Annotated in this window: 10 protein-coding genes; 1 reads left to right on the top strand and 9 read right to left on the bottom strand. The window is 69.7% G+C overall.

Translation table 11 applies throughout. The features are described from left to right. Positions 1-123 precede the first annotated feature (123 nt). Positions 124-555 (bottom strand): peptidoglycan-binding protein, encoded by a 432-nt coding sequence (locus ACFYXF_RS47440; RefSeq protein ID WP_389359777.1) that lies wholly within the window; start codon positions 553-555, stop codon positions 124-126. Between the two features lie 252 nt (positions 556-807). On the opposite strand from ACFYXF_RS47440, the gene ACFYXF_RS47435 reads away from it, so the two are divergent. Next, positions 808-1,401, top strand: coding sequence for a CAP domain-containing protein (locus ACFYXF_RS47435; RefSeq protein WP_389359775.1), 594 nt, complete (start codon positions 808-810; stop codon positions 1,399-1,401). Between the two features lie 140 nt (positions 1,402-1,541). On the opposite strand, the gene ACFYXF_RS47430 is transcribed toward ACFYXF_RS47435, so the two are convergent. The 8 genes from ACFYXF_RS47430 to ACFYXF_RS47395 are packed head-to-tail and all read right to left on the bottom strand — an operon-like array spanning position 1,542 to position 19,310. Continuing rightward, positions 1,542-4,658, bottom strand: a complete 3,117-nt coding sequence (locus ACFYXF_RS47430) for an alpha-N-acetylglucosaminidase TIM-barrel domain-containing protein (protein ID WP_389359773.1) — start codon at positions 4,656-4,658, stop codon at positions 1,542-1,544. Between the two features lie 20 nt (positions 4,659-4,678). Beyond that, positions 4,679-5,584 carry a beta-glucosidase gene (locus tag ACFYXF_RS47425; protein WP_389359768.1) on the bottom strand — a complete coding sequence of 302 codons (906 nt, stop codon included), beginning with the start codon at positions 5,582-5,584 and terminating at the stop codon, positions 4,679-4,681. After that, on the bottom strand, positions 5,581-6,513 hold the full coding sequence (locus tag ACFYXF_RS47420) for a hypothetical protein (RefSeq protein ID WP_389359766.1): 933 nt from the start codon (positions 6,511-6,513) through the stop codon (positions 5,581-5,583). Before ACFYXF_RS47420 ends, ACFYXF_RS47425 begins: the two co-directional genes overlap by 4 nt. A gap of 5 nt (positions 6,514-6,518) precedes the next feature. Next, a complete protein-coding gene (locus ACFYXF_RS47415; RefSeq protein WP_389359764.1) occupies positions 6,519-7,949 on the bottom strand; it encodes an alpha-L-fucosidase in 1,431 nt (476 codons plus the stop codon). Positions 7,950-7,973: 24 nt separating this feature from the next. Further along, positions 7,974-10,055 (bottom strand): GDSL-type esterase/lipase family protein, encoded by a 2,082-nt coding sequence (locus ACFYXF_RS47410; protein ID WP_389359762.1) that lies wholly within the window; start codon positions 10,053-10,055, stop codon positions 7,974-7,976. Positions 10,056-10,084: 29 nt separating this feature from the next. Continuing rightward, complete coding sequence (locus ACFYXF_RS47405) at positions 10,085-13,804, bottom strand: beta-galactosidase (protein WP_389359760.1); 3,720 nt, start codon at positions 13,802-13,804, stop codon at positions 10,085-10,087. After that, positions 13,801-17,445, bottom strand: a complete 3,645-nt coding sequence (locus ACFYXF_RS47400; protein ID WP_389359758.1) for a beta-galactosidase — start codon at positions 17,443-17,445, stop codon at positions 13,801-13,803. Before ACFYXF_RS47400 ends, ACFYXF_RS47405 begins: the two co-directional genes overlap by 4 nt. Further along, a complete protein-coding gene (locus ACFYXF_RS47395; RefSeq protein WP_389359756.1) occupies positions 17,442-19,310 on the bottom strand; it encodes a glycoside hydrolase domain-containing protein in 1,869 nt (622 codons plus the stop codon). The genes ACFYXF_RS47400 and ACFYXF_RS47395 overlap by 4 nt, the downstream gene beginning before the upstream one ends. Positions 19,311-19,336 lie beyond the last annotated feature (26 nt).

The raw sequence follows: 19,336 nt of genomic DNA, 5'->3' as shown, positions 1-19,336 counted from the left end.
CCACGGCGACATCCCCACACCAGACGGAACGCTCAACTCCCGCCCTGGACGCGGCCGTCAGCGCCGATCCACCTCTTTGTGTTAGCCGTTGTAAGCCCCCGCCGGTGCCCGGGGGCGGGTCGTTCACTCGTAGATGGCCGGCACATGGAGCCTGTCCCACGACTGCCGTCCGGGAATTCCGTCCGCGTCCGCGCCAGAGAATCCGAGCTTGCGCTGCCACTTGGCATAGGATTTCTGGTCCGCCTCGCTCCATTGGTAGTCGGGTCCGCCGGAGTACGCCGAGCAGTCCTCATCGATGAGGCGATAGCCCATGGCCTCGATGATCGGGCTGCTCACGGACGACTGGAAGAAGTCCTTGCCCGGGAAAGGCTCATACTCGCCGTCGGGCTCTTCGGTCGGTTGGGCCACGCGGACCCGTTGTCCCGGGTGTATGAGATTCGGATTGGTGATCTGGGGGTTCCATTCCCTGATCTGAGCCAGCGTCACATGGAACCGGTCTGCGATTGCGGAGAGCGTATCGCCCTCCCTGACCACATAGAACTCGGTTGTCTTCATACGGCCATTCTAGAGCGGGGCCGAGAACAGTGCGACAGGGAACAGTCACGTGCAATTCGAATGTCGGCGAACGCGGTCCGTTGAACATTCTTAAATTGAATACGGAACTCTTCCACCGCCCAGTCGAGTTGCGGGCCGTCCCGTGCGGGGCAACGGTTGAAGCAGCCCCGGCAACCGCCTTGAACCATCTGCCATCTTTACGTGGGAGGTCGAACCGCAGTGAGAAGGTACGTTTCACACACCAGAACCGCATTGGCTCTCGCCGCGGCCGGTGTTCTCTCGGCCGCCCTCGTCCCCGCCACCGCGTCGCAGGCCACGGCTGTCTCGGAGTGCGACAACGCTGCGGCCTACTACGACCAGAGCCCAGGGGGAGGCACCGGCACCCTAGGGACACGGCAGGCCCTGGTCTGCCTCATCAACGCCGAACGCGCGCGGTACGGGCTGCCGGCGCTCACGTACAACCAGTCCTTGACGGACGCGGCGTATCAGCACGCCGACCAGGCGGTGCGCCTGAAATGGTGGGGGCCCGGCAAGGACTCGCACACCAACCCTCGGACGGGCTCGACACCACAGAGTCGTATCAAGGCCGCGGGCTACTGCCCGAACCCTCGGTCCTGGAAGGTCAGCGAGATCACCTACACCGGTTGGGGCGGCCGGGGCACACCACGGGCGGCCGTCAACTGGTGGGTGAACGTCAGTACATGGGGGCACCGCCAGATCGTCCTCGACCCCTCGCTGAGGGAGATCGGGCGCTGGGGCCTGGGAAGCGCCGCCGACCCTGCCGGCGCCGGTGCGAGCGGAGCGGGAACGTACGTCGTGACGTTCGGAAGCTGCCAGCCGGCCTGACGCCGGAAGGGTGTGTGTGGGCTCGCTGCTCGTTTGTGCGTCGCAAAGGGCGCCTGACGGGAATCCTCCCTGTTCAGGCGCCCTTTTTCTTCCGAGCTGCCACCGGGGCGTGCTGACCGTGGCCGTCGCGGGCGCAGAGGTCAGGACACCGTGAATCCGTCGAACGTGGCGATGCCCCGTGTGCCGGTCCAGCCGTTGGCCGCGGTCATGAAGACTCCGACGTCCTGTGTGGCGGCCGAGCCTCCCGGCGTGGCCGTGCCCACTGTCGTCCAGGTGACGCCGTCCGTGCTGGCTTGCCCGGTGTAGGAGGCGCCGGACCTGGTCAGTCGCAGCCGCACCGGCGTGGTGAAGGAGCCCGACAGCACGATCGAGTCGAAGCGGCCGTCGCCGTCGGCGTCCCAGCTCAGTGCACAGCCGTTGGACGGTGTGACCGCCAGGTTCACATAGCCCGTGTTCCCCTGAGTGCTCAGGTCGTTGCGGACGACGAGGCCCGCCCGTGCCCAGCCCCCGGTCGCGTCCTGGGACGCGACCCTCACTTCGGCCACGGTTCCGTCGCCGTACACGCCCGCCCGGTACACCGCCCCGAACTCGTTGGTGGCGCCCCACAGGTCGGCTCCGGCGCCCTCGACGGCGATCTCGTCGCCCGCCTGGCCGAACACGGCGTCGTTGTAGGAGACCGTGCGGTACGGGTCGCCGACCCCGGCCGCGGCCACCAGCCGCACCGGCGCGACCGCCCTCCCGCCGCCCGCGTACGTCGCCGCCGCGACGACCCGGCCGACCAGTTGCGTCGGTTCACCCGCCAGCGAGACCTCGAAGCGAGCGGTGAACGTCTCGCCGGACGCCACCGACGCGGTGCTCGCCGGATCGAGCGGCTTCGCCGCCATGCCCTCGGGGGTGGTGAGGGAGAGGGTCACGTCGCGGGCCGCCGCGAAGCCGTTCTTGTTGGTGAAGGTGACCGTCACCGTCGCCGGCGTACCCTCGGCCACCGCGCCGCGGTCGGCTCCCGCGGTGAGGGCCGCCTGATGGGGAGTGGCGGCGAGCAGGTCGCGCACGCGGCGGGCCAGGGCGTACGGGGAGCCGTGGGGTTCGGTCGGGTGGGTCTCGTGGGCATGCGCCCAGCGGTCCTCCAGGGCGAACCAGTCGATCATCGCCGGGTCCTTGCCGGCGGTCAGCGCGGCGAAGTACGTCTTCCAGCGGGTGCGGTACAGGCCGCCCACCAGCCCGGCCCACTCCCGGTTCGCGTAGTCGTGCAGGCCCTCTTCGCTGCTGGCGCGTCCGCCCCAGGTGGTGAGGAGGGAGCGGACGTCGTACTCCAGACGGTCCTTCTCGGCTCGGTCGGCGCCCCAGGAGCGTGTGTCGGCGAGCCATCGCCCGAGCAGATGCGGGCCGGAGGCCGCCAACAGGTCGTCGAGGAGGTCCATCCAGTCCAGCCAGGTCCTGGTCAGCCTGCCGAACAGGGCCTTCTCCCCGGCCTCGTGCGCGGCCTTGATCTGCGGCAGCAGGACACGGCTGCGGTTGGACAGGACCTGCCGGGTCACGTCGACGACGTCGTACCGATAGGCCGAGCTGTCCCTCAACTCCGCGCGCACGGCGAGAAGTTCGGTGAGCGCGGTGTCGAAGGCCGTGGTGTCGTAGCGGTCCTTCGCCGGGCCCCAGGCGGCGGCCTTGTCCGCCGTCAGGCTCGGACGGGCGCCGAACAGGCCGTCGGGTGCCTCGCTCCAGGAGTCCGCGCGGGACATGTTGTACGCGGTGTCGCGGATCGTCTGCCAGGCCGCGGCGGCGTGCCGGTCGGGGCCGCCGTAGCGGGAGATGGCGTACGCGGCGAACCAGTCGTCCAGGTCGATGGTGCCGGGCGTCCAGGCCAGGTCGGTGAGGAGGGCGAGGGCGGGTGCGTTGTTGTCGGCGGCCTCCGGCATCGCCGCGATACCGGCGAGCGAACTGCCCTCCCTGTCACGCCACTTGGGGTACTGCTCCACCCAGTCCGGGGCGTTGGCGCCCATCGGCGTGTGGCCGCCGAAATTCCAGATGCTGCCGAAGGCGTACGGGGTGCCGTCCCAGTCGCTCTCCCGGTCGGTGACGGTGGTGTAGCGGTCCGACAGACCGTCCACGATCAGCATCCGGCTCTTGTCGACACCGTCGAGCAGCGCCCTGGACGGGTTGGTCTGCCAGCCGAGGATCGCCCAGACGGCCCCCGGGTGGGCCTTCTGCAGCGCCGTCTCGACGGCCTTCGCGGCCTCGCCCACCGGCACGTCACCGGGGTTGCCGCCCTCGTGCAGCAGGTCCATCTTGTACATCGTGCTGTCGCCGAACCGCTCCCTCTGGGCCCGGTAGAAGGCGGCGGCCACGTCGTCGAAGGCCATGGTGCGCGGGTCGAGCCAGTCGGGGCGTTTGAAGGCGCCCCAGGTGCCCTGCGCCACCACCGCCGCGTCCCCGCCGTGGTGGGCGGGGAAGTCGTCCGGGACGGTGCCGTAGTAGCCCGGCAGGACCGGCGTCATGCCCAGGTCGCGTATCCGGTCGACGATCTTCTCGGCGAGGGCGGCACGGCGCTCGATGAGCTGTCGGGAGACCGGCCCGCCGAAACCCGACATGTTCTGCAGCAGCCACCAGGGCTGGTGGGCGGGGGCCGGGATCCAGGCGCGCAGCGCGGCGTCGGAGTAGCCGAAGCGGCGGAAGGTGTCGTAGTACACCGCGTCGCCGCCGATGTAGACGAGGACCCGGTTGACGCCGTGCACGGCCAGCACGTCCAGCTCGTGCTGCCAGGCGTCCCAGTCGCGGTAGGCGCCGGTGTAGCCCTCGTTGGTGTCGTTGAAGGCGAACCGGTGCGGCACGTCGGCCGTTCCCGTGATCGCCTCGGCGGGCGCGGGGAGGACGCGCGGCAGGTTCAGCTGCTCGCCGGTCCAGGAGACGGAGGCGTGCGCGGTCCGCCGCAGGTAGGTGTGGAGGCCGGTGAGCAGCACGGCGGGGCTGGTGCCCTCCACCGTGATGTGCCCGGCCCGGCCGGTGACCCGGAAGCGGTCGGTGTCGTCGTCGACGGCCAGCAGGGTGAGCTGCCGGTGGTGGTCGGGAAGCAGGCGCTTCAGCGCGGCTACGGCGGGAGCGGTGTCGAACGGGGCGCCGCCGGCCGCGTACGCGCCCTGCGGGCGGGTCAGCAGCGCGGCGCCGCCCAGCGCGACCGTACCCGTGAGGATCCGTCTGCGGGTGACACCTGTGACACCTGTGACGCCGATGATGCCGAGGTCGCCTCGGTTGTCGTGCATGAACGTCCTTCCGGGAGAGCTCAGTTGCTCGTCGTGATCGTCAGGGCGAAGATGTGCAGGGCGGGGACGCCCGACTGGAGGCCGTCGCTGACCTTCGGAAGGACCAGGGAGCGCAGCTCCTTGCCGGCCGCCAGATCGACACCGAAGGTGAACAGGCTGACGGGGGTGTCGTCCCGGCCGGTGGTGATGTGGCGGTAGGGCACCACCACCGCGGCGGCGGGATTCGTCCCGTACCAGTCGGGGACGGCGACGGAGAACGCCTGCTCGGTGCCGTCGGCGTAGACGACCTTGCCGTCTCCCTTGCCCTCGCCCCAGGTGCTGGTACCGAGGAAGGACAGCCGGGAACCGGAACCGGACAGCAACACGCTCTGGCCGGAGGAGACGACGTTGTCCTTGCTCCCGGGCCGGGTGTCCGGCCAGGTGAAGGGCACCCTGTCGTAGGTGACCGTGGCACCCGGGGTCAACCCCACCGACGCCAGTGCCTCGGCGGACAGACTTGAGTTCGAGCCGTCGATGTTCGCGACGGTGAGGGCGTCGTCGGAGGCGATCCCCGCGTTGTCGAAGGCTCCGGGCAGTGAGCGGTACGGCAGCAGGACGGAGGAGCCGGCGCGGGTGCAGTCGGAGCCGTGGCGGTGCACGTCGAAGAGAGCGTGCGCGGTGAACACGATCCTGCCCTCGGCGTCGTCGGCGAGCCGGGTCCGCCAGGTGCGGGTCACCGACCGACCGGGCGCGAGGCTGCCCAGACTGTCCGGTTCCGCCGTGTCGTCCACGGCGAGGTACAGCACGGTGCCGCGCAGCGCGATCCCGGTGGTGTTGGTGAGCGTGGCCGTCAGGGTCACCGCCTGGCCCGCGTCGGGGGCGGGCGGGGTGACCGTGAGCGAGACGGTCGGCGGGAGGAAGTCCTCCTCGGGACGGTAGGCGTTCATGATTCCCCCACGGTGAAGTGGTCGAACACGGCCCGGACCGTCGTGCCCGGGTAGTTGAGGTTCACGGCGCTCGCCACCACGCCGGCGTCCAGGGCGCCGCTCGCCGAGGGCACGGTCACGCTCGCGATCTCGTTCCAGGCGAGGCCGTTGTTGGTGCTGCTGTACGCGGTGCAGGTGGTGCCGGAGCGGACCAGGCGCAGCCAGGCGGGGTGGGTGGAGGAGCCGCCGCCGGCCCAGGTGTCGAGGTGTCCGTCGCCGTCGCTGTCGGTCATGAACTCCACGCCGAACGACTTCGACATGGTGAGCACGGCGTAGCCGCCCTTCTCCGGCGCGGTCAGGTCGTTCGCGACGGCGATCCCGTACTTGGCGGAGGGGTTGTCGCTCCCGGTGAGGCCGACCGTCTTGACCTGCACCACGCTCGATGCGGCGGCGGAGCCGGGAAGGAGGATGCCGCCCTTCTCGTCACGGCCGCCGGACAGGTCACCGCCGCCCGCCCAGACCACCAACTGGCTGCCGTACTGGCCGAACCGGGCGTCGTCGGTGGTGGCGAACGTCCGGTACGGGTCCCGCACCCCGTTCGGCTCGTAGGGCACGCTGACGGTCTTCGCGGCCCGCGCGCAGTCGGCGCTGCGTCCGTCCACGTCGAACAGGACGTGCGCGGTGAACGCGACGTCCCCGGCGACGTCGCCCGGCATCGACGTGCGCCAACTGCGGGTGACCTTCGCGCCGCGGCGAAGATCACCGAGCGGGATGGTGCGGGCGGCGGTCGCCGCGCCAGGGTCCACCAGGTACAGGACGGCGCCGCGCAGCGGGAACGGGCAGTCGTTGACGAGGGCGGCGGTGGCGGTGACCGCGTCACCGGCCGCCGGTTCGGCGGGTTCGGTGGTGACGGTGAGGGTGGGGCCGAGGGCGTCCGTACGGGTGCTCACGTTGTTCACCGTCGCTCCCAGTCGACGGTGAACGTGTTGGCGAGTTCGCTGGGCAGCGTCTCCGGGACGCTGATGTGGACCTTGCCGTCGGAACGCGTCCATTTCAGCGGTCTGTCGTGGCCGAGCAGCCGGATCCGCGAGGTCGCGGAGAGGGGGATGTCCGCGGGCACGGAGAGGGTGCCGCTGGGGGCGCCCAGCACGATGATGTTGAACTTGCCCGGGGTGACGGTGTACCGGATGCCGAGGGCGCTGCCCTCTTCCTCCGCCCGCACCCAGGGCGTCGAGCCGTAGATCGCGGGCCCGTTGACGCCCAGCCAGGCACCGATGTCCCGCAGCCTCCGCTGCATGACGTCCGGGATCGTGCCGTCCGGCTTCGGACCGATGTTCAGCAGCAGATTGCCGTTCTTGCTGGTGACGTCGGCGAGCAGGTGGACGAGGAACTCGGAGGTCTTGTAGTCCTCCTCGACCTCGAACTTGTTGTAGCCCCAGGAGTAGCCCATCGTGATGCAGCACTCCCACTTCTGGGGGTCCATCGTGGGGTTGGTGCGCTGTTCGTATGTCGCGAAGTCGAAGTGGGTGTCGAAGCGGTCGTTGACCACGACCCCCTTCGGCCTTCTGCGGTTCTTGGCCTGGTTGTAGTAGTGGGAGAGAGGCTCCTCGCTGCGCCACGGCGGTTCGCCGGTCGGCCGGAACCACTGGCCGTCCGCCCACAGCAGTTCCGGGTCGTAGCGGTCGATGATCTCGTACAACTGCTTCAGCTCGTAGTCCCCGATGTAGTCGTCGACCGGCCTGTAGCCGGTCATCGGGACCTCTTCACCGGTGTAGAAGTTCTTCATCGGCCGGCCGGTCGACGGGTTGAAGAACTCGCCGAGCGAGTAGTAGAGGCCGGGCCGTACGGTGCCGCGTCTGCGGGCGGCCGCCATCAGTTCGCCGACCAGGTCGCGCTTCGGGCCGTACTTCCCGGCATGACGGTCCGTCACCTCGCTCGGCCACAGGGCGAATCCGTCGTGGTGCTTGCTGGTCAGCGTGAAGTACTCGGCACCTGCCTGCTCGAACAGCCGCACCCAGGCGTCCGGGTCGTAGTTCTCGGCCGTGAACTGCGGGATGAAGTCGTCGTAGAGGAAGTCCTGGCCGTAGGTGTCGCGGTGGTACTTCCAGGTGGGATCGCTGTTGAAGCTCTGGTACCAGAGGTACCACTCGGCGGCCATCTGCCGGGCGGAGCCGGAGGGGACCGAGTAGACGCCCCAGTGGATGAAGATGCCGAACTTGGCGTCCTTGTACCAGCGCGGTACGGGGTGGGTGTCGAGGGATTCCCTTGTGGGCCGGTAGTCGGGGATGCCGCCGCTGATCGCGTGGGCGGCACCGGGTGGGGCCAGGAGCACTGCTGAGCCGAGAGCAGTGGCCGTGGTCAGGAAGCGTCTACGGCTGACGTTCACGGGAGGCCTCTCAGTCGGGGTCACTCAGTCGGTGGTCGAGAAGGAGTCGAAGACGGCTGTGGTGGTCTGGCCGGGGTAGTTGAGGTTGACGGCGCTTGCGACCATCCCGGCGTCGAGGCCGCCACCGGCGGCGGACGGCACGGTCGCGGCCCCGATCCGCTGCCAGGAGGTGCCGTCGGCACTGGCGTACGCGGTGTAGGCGGTGCCGTCGCGGGTGAGTCTGAGCCAGGCCGGGTGGTACGAGGAGCCGCCGCCCGCCCAGGTGTCGAGCCGGCCGTCGCCGTCGCTGTCGGTCATGAACTCCACGCCGTAGCTCTTGGACATGGTCAGCACCGCGTAGCCGCCGTTCTCCGGGGCCGTGAGGTCGTTCGCGACGGCGATCCCGGCCTTGGCGGAGGGTCCGCTGCCGGTCTGGCCGACGAGGCGGGTGGTGAGGCCGCCCGAGGCGGGTACGGCGTCCGGCACATGGATGGCGGCCTTCTCGTCCTTCCAGCCGGCCAGGTCCTGACCGCCCGCCCAGATCGCGAACTGGCCGTCGTTCTGGGCGTATTGGGCGTCCTCGACAGTGGCGAACGTCCGGTACGGGGGCTGGACGGCGGACGGGACGGGGTTGACGTCCGCGGTCACGCTGTCGGTGTCGTGGCGCGTCCGGCCGCCCTGCCGGAAGGAGGCGCCCACGCCGATGTCGTACGGCCCCCATGCCGTGTCGGAGGACGGGGTGACGCGCCAGGTGATGGCATGACTCCCGCCAGGGGCAAGGGAGTCGGTGCCCTCCGTTCCCTCCGCTTCGGCGGTCCAGCCGGCCGGCAGGCGCAGCCCGGTGATGAGCCGGGTGACCGCCTTGGTGCCGGTGTTGGTGACCGTCGCGGTGATCTCCGTGGCACGGTCGGCCTGGAGGCTCGGGCGGTACGGGGTGAGCCGGACGTGGGCCGAGGGGCAGTCACGGGCCGCCCCGAGGCCGGCGAGGTCGACCGCGTCGGCGAACGCCTTCATCCCGGTGTCGTTGGGGTGCAGATGGTCTCCGGAGTCGAACGCGGCGGCATAACGGGTGGGGTCGTCCGGGTCCCGTACCGCCTTGTCGAAGTCGGCGTAGCCGTCGAAGACGCCGCCGTCGCGCACGAACGCGTTGACCTTCTGCCGGTCGGCCTCCTTGGCCTCGGTCCAGTAGTCGCCCCAGCCCCGGTAGGGGACCACGGTCGCGCCGATCACCCGCAGCCCACGGGCGTGGGCCCGCCGCGCGATCTCCCGCATGCCGTCGATCACCTGATCGCCGGTGGCGCCGCCCCAGCTGAGGTCGTTGACGCCCTCGAAGAGGATCACCGTCCGGGCGCCCGGCTGGGACAGCACATCGCGCTCCAGCCGCTCCAGTGCCGAGGGGTTGCCGTCGGTCCCGGCCGTGATGCGGTTACCGCTGATGCCCTCGTTCAGCACTCCGGCGGGGGAGGTACAGGCCGACAGCCGGGCCGCCAGGTAGTCCGGCCAGCGCCGGTTGGCTTCCGAGGTCGAGGCGGCCCCGTCGGTGATGGAGTCGCCGAGCGCGACGACGGAGCCCCGCGCCGGCCCGCCCCGCACGTCGACGCCGGTGAGGAACGGGAACGTGGAGTCGGTCGTGGTGAACGCGTCCCCACCTGCGTCCCCGGCGTGGTCGCCGCCGCCGTCGGGCGTCCAGTAGACGGTCTGGAGCCCCATCCAGTGCTGGCTGATGTGGGTCAGCCGACCGGGGAAGTACAGGCTGACCACCAGGTCGCTGCGGTCCGCGACGGGAATCCGCACCGCGTCGCTCGCCGCCTGCTCCCCGGCCGGGATCGTCACGTCCCGCTGCCCGCCGAACGTCAGATCGCGCGGACCGGAGACGGACGGACCGCCCGCGCGCCGCCCCACGGACGCATGTCCGATCGTCACCGGCTGATCCGTGAACTCATTGGTCAACCGGATCCGGACGCTCGTCCCGCCCGCGCTGACGTGCACCGGGATCCGTACGGTCACCTCCGAGGTGCCCGGGTCGTACGAGGCGTGCTGAGCGGTCGCCCAGGTCCCGGTCCAACCCTGCTGCTGGGCCCCGGCTTCGGCCGGAGCCGCCGGAAGCAGGGCCGTCAGGACGGCCACCAGGGCGGCACATCTTCTCCGCAAGGCCATCAGGCACCGCCCTCGCAGATCAGCCGGGCGTCCGCCCAGTCGGCGTGGTCGAGGGCGTTGCCGTCCCCGGCGTCCGAGACGACGAGTTCGAGGCGGCGCGCGCCTGTCACGTCGACGTCGATCTTCTTCGTCGCGGTGTCCCGGTCGACGGTGCCGCTCTCGTAGACGGAGGTTCCGTCTGCGAGGACGGTGTAGGCGACGGTGGCCGGGCCGTCGGACCGGCCGTAGGTCTCCTGGTCGAGGCCGAGCGCGGCGTGGAACGTGGTGCAGGTGCCGCCGAGCCACACCTGCACGCTGCTGGCAGCGTGGGTGCCGAGGCCCTTGTCGTAGATGGTGCCGTGGAGGGTGAGCGGCAGGCCGTCGCCCTCGGCGTTCTCGCCGACGGACTGGTCGCGTTCCACCGGCCCCCAGCCGTTGCTGCCGGCCTGGAACGGCAGATCGCTGACGTAGTGTTCACCGGCCGTCAGTGGTGGTGGCTGCGCCGCCACCACCTGTTCCCCGGTCATCGAACCGGGATTGCCGACGCGGGTGAAGTCGGCGGTGGCGCGGAGGATCGCGACGGTGCCGGTCTCCTGGTCGGCGGGCACGGTGACGGTCCACCGGGCTTTCGCGGAGGCACCGGGCCTGAGGGTGCCGAACCGGACCGGATCGGCCGGGGTCGCGGTCCAGCCTTCGGGCAGTTCCGGGCTCAGGGTGAGGTCGCGGAGCGTCCTGCCGTCGTCCGGCACGGCGGCCGTCGCCGTGACCTGGTAGCTGTTTCCCGGCTCCACGGTGTCGGGGGCGTCGACGGTCACTCGCGCCGGAGCGGCCGGGTCGGCGTAGGTGGCGGCGTCGTAGGCCGGGGCGGCCACATCGGCGACCCGCAACGAGGAGGTGACGTTGCCGAGCGTGGTGAGGCCGACCTTTCCGAGGCCGCCGCTCTTCGCGTCCTCGCTCCATGAGGCGATGGCGATGGTGTTCCTGCCGTCGGTGCGCAGAATGCCGTTCGGGATGGGGAAGGTGTGCTGGGGGCCGGTGTCGTTGACGTAGTTGCCCATCAGCCAGCCGTTGACATAGATGAGGGCGCGGTAGTTCCGGTCGGGGTCGTCGGTGATGGTGACGCCGACGGAGACGTCCTGGCCCTTGGGAAGCCTGGGGTTGAAGGTGGTCCTGTACCAGGCGACACCGGGAGTGGTGTCACTGGCCGGCAACGTGGCGTCGTCCCAGGACCGGTCCGGATAGCCGGGCAGGGTCCAGCCCGAACGCTCCCCGTACAGTCCGCCGTTGTTCATGTGCCCGCGCACGGTGTCGACGGGCTGCTCACCGCCCCGGGCACCCTGGATGCGCCAGGTGATCTGCGCGTCGGAGCCCGCGAGGTACGCCGTGGTCAGGCCGCGCGGCTGCTTGTGGTCGTCGCTGTTCCAGGTGAAGTCCTCGTTGTGGCCCATATTGCCGACCAGAACGGAGATCACGTTCTCCGCGCCCTTGCGCAGCAACCCGTCGGCGAGGGGAAAGGTCCTGCGACCGGTCTGGCTCGTCCCGGCGAACTTCCCGTTGATCCACACCGAGTACGCGCCCACCGCGGCCGAGCCGGTGTCCGGGTTGGTGGCGTAGGCGGTCAGGGAGAGGGACTTCTCGGTGCCGGTGGCCTTGAAACGGCCGCGGTACCAGACGTAGCCGTAGTGGTAGCCGTACTCGTCCTGGTAGAGCACCGGCAGAGTCCCGGGTTCGGTCGGGTTGTCGCTGCTCAGCTTGTCGGCGTACGTCCAGGACGAGTCGTCGAAGTCCGGGTCGGCCTCGGGGGTTTCGGCGGCCGTCCTCCAGCCGGTCAGCTCGGGGAGCTTGATGTCCTTCGGCCCGGGCACGCTGCCCAGCAGGCTGCCCGAGGAGGTCCGTTTCACCTTCAGCGGTACGCCGTTCCAGATGACGTTCCGTACGCCGGGCGGGGCGAAGACCTCCAGCGGGCCCGCCTTCTTCGCATCGCCGGTGAGTGCGAGCGTCGTCCCCCGGGCGGTGACGGACGCCGTACGGATCAGCTCGGTGCCGCGTTCCAGGACCGGCCCGGCTGCCGTGTCCTGCCGCCAGAACCCGGCGGCCTCGTCGTCGGTGCCGATGAGCAGCAGCAGATCGGGGCGGCCACCGCCCTGGACGAGAACTCGGGTGACGCCGGAGTGGGTGTAGTCCAGCTTCAGGTCGCCGCGCTCGGCGTCCCAGGTCGCGTCCGCCTTGCCGCCCAGCACCGTGACCTTGGGCTCGGCGGAGTAGCGGAGCACGGTCTGCCCGGGGTCGCCCTCGCCGCCGTACAGCACGGCTTGGGTGCGGTCACCGGTCCGTGCGCTGGTCAGCAGCTCGCTCGTGGAGTAGACGAGCCGCTGCCCGCCGAGGTCATGGCCGGCGACGAGGATCTTGCCGGTCTTGCCGTTGAGCCGTGCGGTGACCGGATACGTGCCGTCCGGGGTCTGCCAGTCGAAGGTGGTGGTGGCGTCGGCGTCGGCCATCGGGTCGCCGTGCCGGAGGTAGAGGAACTGGGTGCCGGTGTCCGGATTGGCGCGGGCCTCGATGTGCACGGCGGTGTTGGACGAAGCCGGGGCGTCGGCCGGATCGGTCGCGGTGAGCGGTCCGGTGGTGGTGTAGAAGAGTCCCTGCCGCTTCATCTCGTCGTAGTCGGCACCGGTCTGGCGGGGCTCGCTGATCGGTGCGCCGTAGTCGTACGAGGTGTAGACCTGGCGCGGGTCGGCGAGCCAGCCCCAGTTGGTGCCGCCGTACGTCATGTAGAGGTTCTCGATCGTCGTGCCCTGCATGACCTCGTGCTTGTTGACGATCTTCTGGTAGGCGGGGCCCATCTTCTCCCGGCACTTCTCGTAGCCGGTGTCGCCCCAGGTCTGGAACCAGCCGGTGCCCGCCTCGAAGATGGCCAACGGGGCGTCGTCCTGCTGCCGTTTGAGGGCGGGCAGCCACCACTCGCCCTTGCAGAAGGAGTTGTACTGGTCCAGTTCGCCGACGAAGTCCAGGCCCTCGCCGCCCGCGTACTGCGGCATCGGCTCGTTGCCGACGAGGGGCACGGTGATGCCGTCGGCCCGTACCTGCTTGGACAGTTCGACGATGTGGTCGCGGCCTTGCGGGTCGTACAGCTCGTTCTCGACCTGGTAGAGCAGCACCGGTCCGGTGCCGTCGGTGACCTGGCGGCGGGTGAGGATCCTGTCGATCTCCCTGAGCCACTCGCGGGCGGCGTCGAGGTATTCGGGGTCGGTGGAGCGGGCCTGTCCCTTCTGGGTCATCAGCCAGCCGGGGAAGCCTCCGCCGTCCGTCTCGGCATTGATGTACGGCCCCGGTCGGGCGATGACATAGAGCCCGGCCTCCTCGGCCATGTCGAGGAGCTTGTCGACGTCACGGACACCGGTGAAGTCGTAGACGCCCTTCGCCGGGGAGTGGAAGCCCCAGTCGAAGTAGACCGACACGGCGTTCATGCCGCTCGCCTTGATCTTCTGGAGCACGTCGCGCCACAGGTCCGGGCTGGGGAGCCGCCAGTAGTGGAACTCCCCGGACCAGACGAAGAGCCGCTCGCCGTCGACCTTGACGGAGTACTTGTCGTAACTGACCGTGTGGGGAGTGGGGTTGGCGGCCGCGGCGGCCGGGGCAGTGGCGGGGGTGGGCACCACTGCGGTCAGGATGGCGAGCAGTACGGCGGCCAACGTTCCGGCCAGTACGGTTCGCACCTGTCTGATTCGGGCGAGGTTCACGAGGTGCCTCCCGCGCAGGTCAGTTTGGCGTCGGCCCAGTCGGCGTGGTCCGTGGAGACATCGCCGTCCCCGTCGACCAGCAGGTCCAGCCAGCGGGCATCGGTCACGTCCACGTCGATTCCGGTGCCGCCGTCGGAGCCGCGCACCACCGGGGTCGTGGTGAGGGAGCGACCGTCGGCGATCACCTGGAAGGAGACGCTGCCGTTGTCGCCGACCTCGTCGTCCACCCCGGCGGTGGCGGTGAAGCGGGTGCAGCCGCCGCCGAGATAGACCCGGATCCGGCTGTTCGCGTGCACGCCGAGTCCCTTGGTGTAGACGGTGCCGCCGATGCTCAGGGGGCGTCCGTCGCCGGCCACGGACTCCCCGTTGGAGGCGTCCCTTTCCACCGGGCCCCAGCCGTTGACCGCCGTGACCAGGGTCAGGTCGCTCACATAGGAGTCGGCGGACAGCCCCGGCGGCGGCACCTGCACGGCCCGTACGCCGGTGACGGTGTCCGGGCGGCCGGGCTGCGTGAGCCTGGCGGTCGCGGACAGGACGGCGTAGTGGACCGGGTCGCTGGGCGGGGTGACGGTGTAGTCCGCGGTCACGGTGTCGCCGGGCCGGACCCGGTCGAAACGGGTGGTGTCGTCGGTGGTCGCGGTCCAGCCGTCCGGGACCTTCAGCGACAGCTCGACGTTCCGGGCGGTCGGCGCGTCCTTCGGCACACTGACGGTGACGGGGACCTCGGCGGCGGTTCCGGTGCTCAGGAACGGCTCGGCGTCGACGGTGACATGGGCGCCCGCGGTCGGCATGGCGTAGGTCTTGGGGGCGTACGAGGGCGCGGGCACCGTCCCGACCTTGATCCCGCCCGCCGAGGCGCCGAGGTCGACGAGCTTCGCGGAACCCGGGCCCGCACCGGACTCGGTGGACCACACGGCCAGGGCGATGGTGTTGCTGCCCTGCTCACGCAGGATGCCCTTGGGGATGACGAAGCGTGTCTGGGGTCCGGTGTCCGGCAGGTAGCGCCCGATCAGCCAGCCGTTGACGAAGATCTGGGCGCGATAGCCGGTGCTGCCGCCGTTGGCTTCGGCGAGATCGATCGCGATCGCGTTGTCCTGGCCCTGCGGCAGGTCGAGCCGGGCGGAGGTGCGGTACCAGCGCACGCCGGGCCCGGTCGTCCCGGTCTGCCCAGCGAGGTTGGCGCGCTTCCAGCTTCCGTCGGGGTAGCCCGGCAGCGACCAGCCGGCCCGCTCCCCGTACAGCCCGCCGTTGTTGTAGGAGCCCCGGACGGTGTCGACCGGGTCCTGGCCACCCCGGCTGCCCTGGATCTTCCAGGTGAGGGTGGAGGCCCCGCCGATCACCTCGGCGCCGAGCAGACCGCGCGGCTCCTTGGAGTAGTCGTGGCCCCATTCCTCGTTGTGTCCCGCGTTCTCGGCGAGCACGGAAAGAACGTTGTCGCCTTCCGCCCTGAGCGCCCCGGCCGGGATGTCGAAGGTGTGCGCGCCGTCTCCGGAGCTGCCCAAGTAGTTCCCGTTGAGCCAGACCGCGTACTGGCCGGTCGGACCGGTGTTGGCGTCGAGTGCGAGCGCGGTCGCGGCGCCGGTGGTTCTGAACCGGCCGCGGTACCAGACGTTGCCGTGGTGGTAGCCGTACTCGTCCATCGCGAGGACCGGCAGTGACCCGGCCAGTTCCGGGTTGTTGGCGGTGAGGTGGTCGGCGGTGGTCCAGGCGGCGTCGTCGAAGTCCGGGGCGGCCTCCGGTGCCTCCTCCCTGTACTTCCACGTCGTCAGCGCGGGCAACTCGACCGGGCGGGGCGTCTGAGTGACGGAGACCTTGCGGCCGTTCCACGTCACCTTCTTGGCGTCCGCGATGACCTCGATCTTCGCGGCCTTCGTGGAGTCGCCGGTCAACTTCAGGGTGCCGCCTGCCAGTTCGGCCGTACGGACGAGGGACGGGCCGCGTACGAGGACCGGGCCGGCGGCGGTGTCCTGTTGCCACCAGTGGGCGGTTTCGGCGGTGTCGGCGATCAGCAGTTCCATGCCGTTCACCAGCACGCGGGCCAGGCCCTTGTGCGTGTAGTTCAGCCGCAGGTCGCCGCGTTCGGCGTCCCAGGTGGTGGTGACATCGCCGTCGAGGATGCTGACCTCGGGCCGCTCGGCGTACCGCAGCACGGTCTCGCCGGCCTCGCCTGCACGCCCGTACAGCAGCGCCACGTCCCGGTCGCCGATCCGGGCGTGCGTCATGATCTCGGATGTGGAGTAGACGAGCCGCTGGGTCTCGCTCAAGTCGTAGCCTGCGACGAGGAGTTTGGCGTCCCGGCCGTCGACAGTGATCGTTCCCTGCTGCGGCACGCGCGGATAGTCGCCGTCCGCGCCCGTCAGCGACAGGGTCGTCTCGTCCTTGTCCTTCACGCGGGTGTCGGTGTGCCGGACGGTGAAGAACTGGGTGCCGTCGTCGGGGTTGACCCGCCGGTCGATACGCAGGGCCTCGTCGGAAGGGGAGGGCGCTTCGGCCTTGTCGGTGCGCGCCAGCGAGGCCACCGAGTTGACCATGTACCCGAGGCGCTTGAACTCCTGGTACTTGTCGGTCAGTTGGCGGGACTCGTTGATCGGGGCCCCGTAGTCGTACGACGTGTAGACCGCGTTCGGGTCGGCCAGCCAGCCCCAGTTGGTGCCGCCGTACGTCATGTAGAAGGACTGACCGCTCACCCCCGCGGCGATGTTCATCTTGCTGAACACCCGGGTGAACTCGGTGCCGGTGAGCTTCGCGCAGTCCTGGTATCCGGTGCCGCCCCAGGGGTCGAACGCGCCGCCCTGTGCCTCCGGGATGATCAGGGGAGACTCGGGCTTCCACTCGTTGACGTACGAATAGTCGGGCAGGTTCTTCCAGGTGTCGGGGTCCTTGCAGTCGAAGCCCTGCGGGTAGGCGTCGAAGCCGTAGATGTCGGGGGCGCCCTTGCCGCTGACCCAGTTCTCGTTGGCGCCGCCGTCATTGACGAAGGTCGGGACGTCGATGCCGTCTTGCTTCGCCCAGTCGATGAGGGTCTGCATGTAGTCGGCGTCGTGCCGACCGCCCTGGTACTCGTTCTCGACCTGATACAGGATCACCGAGCCGGTGCCACGGGTGAGTTGGTGGCGGGCGATGACCGGGTTGATCCGGCTCATCCACTCCCGGGCCGCCTTCATGTACTCCGGCTCGGAGGTGCGGTTCACGCCGGCCTGTGTCTTCCGCCAGGCGGGCATGCCGCCGCCGGAGACCTCCGCGTTGATGTACGGGCCCGGTCGGGCGATCACATACAGTCCCGCGCGCTCGGCCTCGTCGAGCAGCCGCTCCACATCGCGGATGCCGGTGAAGTCGTACGAGCCCGGCTCGGCCGAGTGGTAGCCCCAGTCGAAGTAGAGCGAGACCGCGTTGAATCCGCCCGCCTTGATCTTCTGCAGGACATCGCGCCACGCATCGGGGCTGGGCAGCCGGAAGTAGTGGAACTCGGCGCCCCAGAGGTACAGGGGCTTGCCGTCGACCTGTACGGAGTACTGGTCGTAGGTGACGGTGTGCGGGGCGCTGGGCTCCGCCTGGACCGGTGCCGCGGCGGCATGCGTACTGGTCAGGGGCATGACAGACAGGGCCGCCGAGAGCAGCAGGGACTTCCACTTCACCCTCATGACGTCAGCCCCTTCACGACTGCCGCCCGCGCGGTCTCGATGTCGCCGACGTCCTTCGTCCGGCCGTCGAGGTTCCGGGTCGCGGTGGTGAAGGCCTCGGTCAGGGCGTCGCTGTCGGCGCCGCCGTTCTTCTTCCGCAGCTGGGCGATGAGTTCGTAGTCCTCGATGCCTTCCTTCAGCTGCTCCCAGCGGATGCTGGACATCGGGCCGTCCTTGCCCGGGTAGACCAGGTACTCGTCGCCCTGCGTGAAGATGTGCACCGGCTGCTTGAAGGGATCACTGGTCCAGCTGTTGTACGACCAGCGCAGGAAACCGTCCAGATTCCGCTGGGCGGAGATCCACGGCAGCATCCGCGACTCGACGGCGGGCGAGAAGGACAACGTGTTGGGGTGGGCCGGCGCGCCGTACACGTAGAAGGTCGTGGTTCTGCCGGCCTTGCGCCGCTCGGCCACCTTCTCCTTCGTCATCGCGTCGATGCCGCCCCAGTCGACGGACAGGTTGGACGCGACGCCTTCGGTGCTGATCGAACCGGCCACGGAGATACGGTCGTCGAAGACCGGCGCGACCTCGTGGACGAAGTCCTTGACGACCGTCATGGTGTCGATGGGCCGCTCGTCGAAGGACAGCCAGGTGTTCTCCAGCCAGCCCTTCGCCTTGAGGTGCTTCTCGAAGGCGGGAAGGAACGCTCCCCATGCCTCCCGCCAGCGCTCCCCGCCCAGATCGACGTTCTCGTAGACGGTTCTGCCGGTGCTGGTGTCGGTGTAGGTGAGGTGCTCCTGGTCCTGGAACGCCAGCATGGAGAAGGCGCCGATGTGGGGCCCGAGACCGGCGCGTCTGGCGGTCTGGACGTACTTGTCCCAGCGGCCGAAGTCGAAGGAGAACGACTTTCCGTTCCAGGTCCAGCCCACCAGGCTGGTGTACGGCGTGGCGGTCTGCGACTCCCGGGTGCCGAGCGACCACTGGTGGTGCCAGGGGTTGTCGACGATGGTGGTGTTGATGACCTTCTGGCCGCGCGACGCCAGGTCGCGGTTGTACTTGTCGATCAGCTTCCAGTGCTGGTCGGACCAGAGCCTGACGCCGTGGTTCTTGGCGATCGTCTCCGGCTGCGCCCATACGTCGAGGAAGAAGTCGTAGTCCTCCGGGTCGGGCACGCTCGCGTCCGCGACCTCGATGGTCAGCGGGTAGGTGGTCTGGGTACGGCCGTCCGCGTTGACCTTGACCATGCCGGTGTAGGTGCCGGGTCTGGCCTTCTCGGGGATGTGGAAGGTGAACCACAGCGGCTGCGCCGCGTACGCGGGCACATCCACGGAGTCCCGCTCCTCCAGTGCGTCGCCGACCACGTCGGGGTTGCGGTCGCCGGAGACCTCCTTGCCGGAGCTGACCTGGTCGATGGTGGCGGACCAGTCGACCTCGCTCTTGGAGCGCTGCACGGGCACGTACTTGACGAACCGGACCTGGGTGTCGTCACCGGACAGCTTCGCGCCGCCGGGTCCGGTGAGGTCGCCGACCACGGCCTCGACGTCGTCCAGGTCCTGGCCGGAGGCGATCGCCAGCTGCGCCGAGACCTGCTCGTTGCGGACGGCGGAGAGCTTGAGCTCCTTGGTGTCCTTGCCCTGGACGGCGGTCATCGGGTAGCGCGGGACCCGCTCCTCCGCGGAGCCGGCGAAGGAGCCGGTGGGAACCCAGGTGATGGTGTTCCTGGTGCCCATGGCGTCGGCGACCTTGACGGTCAGCCAGGTGGTGGTGGCCTTGGAATTGAGGTCGGTGCCGTTGGCCGTCGTACCGGTGACGGCGATCGCGGTGGTGCTCGCGGCCACGACCACGCCCGCGACGAAGCCGGCGACAGCTGAGGACGTTCGTGCCATGGGGTTGGGTTTCCCTCTCTCACGGA

The organism is Streptomyces sp. NPDC002680 (assembly GCF_042889145.1).
In the GTDB taxonomy this organism is placed as follows: Bacteria; Actinomycetota; Actinomycetes; order Streptomycetales; family Streptomycetaceae; genus Streptomyces; species Streptomyces adonidis.
This window is presented reverse-complemented; position numbering and strand designations above follow the sequence as displayed.

What these genes read in the sequence shown, in the direction of transcription:
- ACFYXF_RS47440 (WP_389359777.1), bottom strand. Translation starts at nt 555, where the DNA reads ATGAAGACAACCGAGTTCTATGTGGTCAGGGAGGGCGATACGCTCTCC.
- ACFYXF_RS47430 (WP_389359773.1), bottom strand. Translation starts at nt 4,658, where the DNA reads ATGCACGACAACCGAGGCGACCTCGGCATCATCGGCGTCACAGGTGTC.
- ACFYXF_RS47425 (WP_389359768.1), bottom strand. Translation starts at nt 5,584, where the DNA reads ATGAACGCCTACCGTCCCGAGGAGGACTTCCTCCCGCCGACCGTCTCG.
- ACFYXF_RS47400 (WP_389359758.1), bottom strand. Translation starts at nt 17,445, where the DNA reads ATGAGGGTGAAGTGGAAGTCCCTGCTGCTCTCGGCGGCCCTGTCTGTC.
- ACFYXF_RS47395 (WP_389359756.1), bottom strand. Translation starts at nt 19,310, where the DNA reads ATGGCACGAACGTCCTCAGCTGTCGCCGGCTTCGTCGCGGGCGTGGTC.